The sequence below is a fragment of the Actinomadura sp. genome, assembly GCF_044508335.1.
In the GTDB taxonomy this organism is placed as follows: domain Bacteria; phylum Actinomycetota; class Actinomycetes; order Streptosporangiales; family Streptosporangiaceae; genus Spirillospora.
The window spans coordinates 1-5,315 of sequence record NZ_JBIQHY010000106.1 but is presented as its reverse complement, the minus strand read 5'-3'; the positions used below and the strand labels follow the sequence as shown (position 1 = coordinate 5,315).

Sequence of the window (5,315 nt, the reverse complement as noted above, 5' to 3'; positions counted from 1 at the left end):
CGTCCTCGTCCCGGGACAGGACGGCGCAGGGGCGGCCCAGTTCCAGCCAGCGATCCACGTCCTCGGACGGGATCCCCCGCCCGAGCGCCTCCGCGCGGAAGCGTTGCAGGCTGCTCGGCGGCTCAGAGTTCGGCGTGTCGGACATGCACGTCTCTCCTTCTCCCATGCGACCGGTCATCGCCGTCGGAGAGCCGCCTCGGAGGACGGCCCCGGGGTTGTTCCGCGCACCGGCCCGGTCGGGAGCAGGCTTCGTCGATCATGGCGCACGCCGGCCGATTCAGACGAACTCCAGGGGGCGGACGACGCAGTCGGGCGGGACGTCGTCGTGCATGGCCTCGGCGGAGCGGTCGGGGGCGGTCTCCTCCAGGAGGACGGCGCGGCGGACGCGGTCGGTACGGAAGACGCGGCAGCCGCCGCGCATCCGGCACCAGGCGGTCAGGTACCAGCCCTTCTCGGACGCGGTGAACGTGACGGGCTCGACGTCGCGCTCGGTCTCGGCGCCCCAGCGGTCGACGTAGGCGAGGCAGACCACGCGGCGGGTCAGGACGGCCTCCTCCAGCACGGCGGGCACGGACGCCGCGCCGCCGTTCCCGGCCGGGCCCAGGAAGCGGATGCGGGCGGCCAGCTCGCGGGCCGAGGCGCTGTCGTCCGCCGACATGGCGGCGACGATCTTGTGGAGCGCGGTGCGGGCGGCGCGCGAGTACGGCGAGCCGCCCGCGCGGGACAGGGTGATCGCGACGGCGACGGCCTCGGCGGGGGTGAAGTTCAGCGGCGGGAGCGTGCGGCTCTTGTCGAGGGTGTAGCCGCCGCCCCGGCCGACGTCCGCGAAGATCGGCACGCCGGCCTGCTGGAGCGCGCTGATGTCGCGCTCGACGGTGCGGACGCTCACCTCGTACCGCGCGGCCAGTTCGCGTGCGGCGAGGCGGCGCGGCGCGCAGGCGCGCAGTTCCTCCACGAGCGCGTACAAGCGGTCGGTCCGGTTCACGCGGCGACCGTACGTCCCGGCTCCGACATTTCCGGTGCCGCCGGGGCCGGTGCGGTCAGAGCGCGCGGAGGAAGGCGAGCATCGCCTCGTTGACCTCGGCGGGGCGCTCCTGCTGCGTCCAGTGGCCGCATCCGGACAGCCAGACGGTGTCGCGGAGGTTCGGCACGAAGTCGCCCATGGTGTCGATCGCGTGCCGGGCGCCGACGGCGACGACGTCGCGGTCGCCGGCGATGTAGAGGGCGGGAGGGCCGATGGGCGCGCGGTGCCAGGCGGCGGTGAGCTCCCAGTTGCGGTCCAGGTTGCGGTACCAGTTGACCGGGCCGGTGAAGCCGCTCCCGGCGTACTCCTCGACGTAGGTCGCGATGTCGGCGCCGGTGAGCCAGCCGGGCAGCTTCTCCGGCTCGGGGAGCGCGTCGAGGAACCCGCCGCCCTCGGGGGCGATCAGCGCCGGGGCGGGGCCGTCGCCGGACATCCCGTACAGCATCCGGCGGAACGTCGCGGCCCGGTCGCGGTCGAGCTCGGCCTCCGGCGCGTCCGGCCGCTGGAACCGCACCATGTAGAACCCGTCGCCGAACAGGCGCCGCATGGACTCCACCGGCGGCCGGCTGGACCGCGGGCGGTGCGGGACCGACATGCCGATCACGCCGCGCACCTTGTCCGGCCGCATCTGCGCGACCGCCCACGCGACGGGCGCGCCCCAGTCGTGGCCGGCGACGACGGCCCGGTCCGCGCCGAGCGCGCCGATGAGCCCGACCGCGTCCCCGGCCAGGTGCAGGATCGTGTACTGGCCGGTCTCCGCGGGGCCGCCGGTGCGGGCGTAGCCGCGCTGGTCGGGCGCGACGGCGTGGAACCCGGCCTCGGCGAGCGCGGTGAGCTGGTGCCGCCAGGAGTACCAGCATTCGGGGAAGCCGTGCAGGAGCAGCACGAGCGGCCCCTCGCCCGCCTCGGCGACGTGCATGCGCAGGCCGCTGTCCGACTGGACGAAGCGATGCGTGATGTCGGTCATCGATACCCCTCGCGGTGGGCGGGACCGGTGCGAGCCCAACGCTAGCCCCACGAACTACCGCCCGGTAGCCGGGATGCCGGAAACGCTCCGGTGCCCCCGGCCCATACCGTCCGGCCGAGGATTGTGTGCCCGCGACACATGGGAGGGCGGGGGCGCGCTCCGTAAGTTCTGCGCATGACGAGCGTGACACCGCGGCCGGCCGCGGGGACTTCGGGGACGCTGGATCTGTCGGGGCGGCGCGCCCTGGTCACCGGCGGCGCGGGCGGCATCGGCCGGGCATGTGCGCGGCGGCTCGCGGCGGCGGGCGCCGAGGTGGTGGTGGCGGACCTGGACGGGGAGGCGGCGGAGCGGGCGGCGGCCGAGATCGGCGGCGTCGCGCTGCCCGCCGACCTCGCGGACGTGGACGCGATCGGCGGGCTGGCGTCCGGCGTCGACATCCTGGTCAACAACGCGGGCATCCAGCACGTCGCGCCCGTCCACGAGTTCCCGCCGGACATGTTCGCGCGGATCCTGCGGCTGATGCTGGAGGCGCCGTTCCGGCTGGTGCGGGACGCGCTGCCCGGCATGTACGAGCGGGGCTGGGGCCGCGTCATCAACATCTCGTCCGTGCACGGGCTGCGGGCGTCGCCGTACAAGTCGGCCTATGTCGCGGCCAAGCACGGGCTGGAGGGGCTGTCCAAGGTGGTCGCGCTGGAGGGCGCCGCGCACGGCGTCACGTCCAACTGCGTCAACCCCGCCTACGTCCGCACCCCGCTGGTGGAGAGCCAGATCGCCGACCAGGCGCGCGCGCACGGAATGCCGGAGGACGAGGTCGTCGAGCGGGTGATGCTCGACCACGCGGCCGTGAAGCGGCTGATCGAGCCGGACGAGGTGGCCGAGCTCGTCGCCTACCTGTGCTCGCCCGCGGCGTCGATGGTGACCGGCGCGTCCCTCGCACTCGACGGCGGCTGGACGGCCCATTGAGAATGGCCCGTATGTCCTGCGGCGTCTTCCTCGAACTGCTGGCCCGAGAGGCCTCCCCCGTCGAGTTCGAGGGCCCCCTCGTCCAGGCGCGGGCGGAGGGCGCGCCGCCCGCCGTCCTGGAGGAACTGGAGGCGGCCAAGCTGGCGGCGCTCCGGGTCCGGACGATCATGCGGCGGCACGCCCGGCGGGAGGCGGAGCTGGCGGCGCTGTTCGACACCGCCGGCGACCTCGCCGGGCTGCGCGACCTCGACGCGGTGCTGGAGGCGATCACCCGCCGCGCACGGCGGCTGCTGAACGCCGACATCGCGTACCTGACGCTGAACGACGACGAGCGCGGCGACACCTACATGCGGGTGACGGACGGGTCGGTGTCGGCGGCGTTCCGGCGGCTGCGGCTGCCGATGGGCACCGGGCTCGTCGGCCTCGTCGCGCAGACGGCGATGCCCTACAACAGCGACCACTACCTGGGCGACGAGCAGTTCGAGCACCGCGGCTTCATCGACGACGCGGTCATCGAGGAGGGCCTCGTCGCGATACTCGGCGTGCCGATGAAGCTCGGCAGCCGCGTCATCGGCGTCCTGACGGCGGCGAACCGGAGCGAGCGGCCGTTCGACCAGGAGGAGGTCGCGCTGCTCGGGTCGCTGGCCGCGCACGCCGCGATCGCCATCGACAACGCGCGCCTCCTGGAGGAGACCCGCACCGCCCTGGACGAGCTGAGCGCCGCCAACGAGGAGGTCAAGGCGCGCAGCGCGGCCGTGGAGCGGGCGGCGCGCGCGCACGACCGGATGACGGCGGTCGTCGTGCGCGGCGGCGGCGTGGAGGACGTCGGCGCGGTCGTGACCGAGCTGCTCGGCGGCACGCTCTACGTCCTGGACGCGGACGGCCGCCGGCTCGCCACGACGGGGGACGCCTCGTCCGGCCTGACCGACGACGAGCTGGCCGGGGTGTCGGCCTCGGCCCACTCCGCCCGCGCCCAGGGCCGGACGGTCCGCCGCGGCGACCTGTGGATCGCGTCGGTGTCGACCGGCGACGAGATGCTCGGGACGCTGGTCCTGCGCACCTCCGAGGAGGTGGACGACGCCGACCAGCGGATCCTGGAGCGGGCCGCGCTCGTCACCGCGCTGCTGCTGCTGTTCCAGCGCAGCGTCACCGAGGCGGAGGGCCGGGTGCGCGGCGAGCTGCTGGACGACCTGCTGTCCGGCCGCCACGCCGGCGTGGAGGCGCTGACGGCCCGCGCCCGCCGCGTGAACGTCGACCTGACCGCCCCGCACATCGTGCTGTGCGCGAAGTACGACTCGCGCGACCACCGGCAGCGGGCCGCGTTCTGGGCGTCGTCCTACGCGGCCGTGGAGCGGGGCCTCGCCGCCGACCGCGCCGAGGAGATCGTGCTGCTCCTGCCGGGCGACCGGCCCGGCGACGCGGCGCGCCGGGTCGCGAAGGAGCTGGGCGCGTCCCTGGGCGGGCCCGCGACGGTCGGCGCGGCGGGCCCGGTGCACGGGCCGGCCGGCGTCACGTCCGCGCACCGGGAGGCGCAGCGCTGCGCCGACGCGCTGCTGGCGCTCGGCCGCCGCGGCGACGGCGCCGGTGCGGCCGAACTCGGCTTCGTCGGCCTGCTCATCGGCGACGACCGGGACGTCGCGGGCTTCCTGGCGAGCGCGCTCGGGCCCGTCCTCGACTACGACGAGCGGCGCGGCACGTCCCTCGTCCAGACGCTGGAGGCGTACTTCGGGACGGGCGGGAGCCTGTCGCGGACGGCGGAGCGCCTGCACATCCACGTGAACACCGTCAGCCAGCGCCTCGACCGGATCTCGCGGCTGCTCGGCGAGGACTGGCAGACCCCCGAGCGCGCACTCGAGCTCCAGCTCGCGCTGCGCCTGCACCGCCTCTCCCGCTGAGAACGCCTCTCACGTTGAAAGCGCCTCTCCCGCTGAAACGCCGGCGTGCCGCTCCCCGCCTCGGGAGCGGCACGCCGCGGGGTGTCAGACGGACGCGCCCACTTTCGTGTCGTTCGGTTCGGCTGCGGGGCGCTTGCGGGACGTGCGGGCGGCGATGAGGTCGCGGGCGGTGCCCCAGACCCCGCGGCGGAACAGCAGCACCACCAGGATGAAGATCGCGCCGGTGATGATCCCGGTCTCCTCGAACCCGGCCGTGGCCAGGTAGTCGTTCAGCTCCACGATGAGCGCCGCGCCGATCGCGCCGCCCCACAGGGTGCCGATGCCGCCGAGGACGACCATCACCACGGCCTGGCCCGAGGTCGTCCAGTAGACGCCCTGCAGGGACGCGAAGCCGTGCCCGACCGTGAACAGCCCGCCGGCGAGGCCCGACAGGGCCGCCGACAGGACGAAGGCGAGCAGCTTGTAG

Annotated in this window: 4 protein-coding genes and 1 pseudogene; 2 read left to right on the top strand and 3 right to left on the bottom strand. The window is 74.9% G+C overall.

Annotation, left to right across the window (positions count from 1 at the left end; genetic code table 11):
* Positions 1-277 precede the first annotated feature (277 nt).
* Entirely contained in the window at positions 278-985 is a 708-nt protein-coding gene (locus ACIWVC_RS27210; protein WP_396451133.1) for a helix-turn-helix transcriptional regulator, read from the bottom strand.
* Between the two features lie 55 nt (positions 986-1,040).
* Positions 1,041-1,991 (bottom strand): alpha/beta fold hydrolase, encoded by a 951-nt coding sequence (locus ACIWVC_RS27205; protein WP_396451135.1) that lies wholly within the window; start codon positions 1,989-1,991, stop codon positions 1,041-1,043.
* A gap of 174 nt (positions 1,992-2,165) precedes the next feature.
* Here ACIWVC_RS27205 and ACIWVC_RS27200 point away from each other — a divergent pair, with 174 nt between their 5' ends.
* A complete protein-coding gene (locus tag ACIWVC_RS27200; RefSeq protein WP_396451136.1) occupies positions 2,166-2,954 on the top strand; it encodes a 3-hydroxybutyrate dehydrogenase in 789 nt (262 codons plus the stop codon).
* Positions 2,955-2,965: 11 nt separating this feature from the next.
* Positions 2,966-4,849 carry a helix-turn-helix domain-containing protein gene (locus ACIWVC_RS27195; RefSeq protein ID WP_396451138.1) on the top strand — a complete coding sequence of 628 codons (1,884 nt, stop codon included), beginning with the start codon at positions 2,966-2,968 and terminating at the stop codon, positions 4,847-4,849.
* A gap of 84 nt (positions 4,850-4,933) precedes the next feature.
* Here the strand turns inward: ACIWVC_RS27195 and ACIWVC_RS27190 are convergent.
* A pseudogene (locus ACIWVC_RS27190) lies at positions 4,934-5,315 on the bottom strand (hypothetical protein); the annotation flags it as partial.